Annotated in this window: 1 protein-coding gene; it reads left to right on the forward strand. The window is 54.2% G+C overall.

Features of this window, described 5'->3' with window-relative positions:
• A partial coding sequence (locus G493_RS0122755; protein WP_028582200.1) for an efflux RND transporter permease subunit occupies window positions 1–1,130 on the forward strand: 1,130 nt, incomplete at both ends.

Consider the following 1,130-nt stretch of genomic DNA (forward strand, 5'->3'; position numbering starts at 1 on the left):
TTCAAGACCCTTGTGGAGGCGATTGTCCTGGTGTTTTTTGTTATGTTTCTGTTTCTGCAGAACTTCCGTGCCACGCTTATCCCCACCATTGCGGTTCCTGTTGTTCTTCTGGGAACCTTCGGCGTGCTGTCGACGTTCGGCTACTCCATCAACGTGCTCACCATGTTCGCCATGGTACTGGCCATCGGTCTGCTGGTTGATGACGCCATTGTCGTGGTTGAGAACGTTGAACGTGTGATGAGCGAAGAGGGGCTGCCGCCCAAAGAGGCGACCAAGAAATCCATGGACCAGATCACCGGTGCGCTTGTCGGTATCGCCATGGTGCTGTCCGCGGTGTTCGTGCCCATGGCATTTTTCAGCGGCTCCACCGGTGCCATTTATCGTCAGTTTTCCATAACCATTGTATCCGCCATGGCGCTGTCTGTGCTGGTAGCCATGATTTTAACGCCAGCTCTGTGTGCGACCATGCTCAAGCCTGTGGAAAAAGGGCATGCCCTGAAGAAACGGGGCTTCTTTGGCTGGTTCAACCGCCGTTTTGAGAAAGGAAAGTTAGGCTACCGTAAAAGCGTTGGTTTTGTTGCGGCCCGTTCCATTCGGTTCTTTGTACTGTACCTGGTAGTTGCCGGTGCTTTGGTGTTTCTTTTCAGGCAACTGCCAACAGCCTTTCTGCCTGACGAGGATCAGGGCATCATGATGCTGATGATCCAGGCTCCTCCAGGGGCGACCTTGGAACGTACCCGCGAGAGTGCCCAGAAGGTGGAAGACTATTTCCTGACCCAGGAAAAAGAGAACGTAGAGAGCATCTTTACCGCTACGGGTTTCAGTTTTGCCGGTCAGGGGCAGAATGTCGGTCTTGGCTTTGTGCGGCTCAAGGACTGGAGCCTGCGGAAACGTCCTGACCAGAAGGCCCAGGCCATTGCCCAACGTGCCCTGCGCAATCTCTACGGTATCAAGGATGCCTCGGTGTATGCGTTTATCCCGCCACCCATTCCGGCTCTTGGTAATGCCACGGGATTTGACTTCAAGTTGGTTGATCAGGGTGAACTGGGCCACGAAAAACTGGTACAGGCACGCAATATGATGCTGGGTATGGCGGCCCAGGATAGCCGTATGATCGGTGTGCGTCCCAA

The sequence above is a fragment of the Desulfogranum japonicum DSM 18378 genome, assembly GCF_000429945.1.
GTDB lineage: Bacteria > Desulfobacterota > Desulfobulbia > Desulfobulbales > Desulfobulbaceae > Desulfogranum > Desulfogranum japonicum.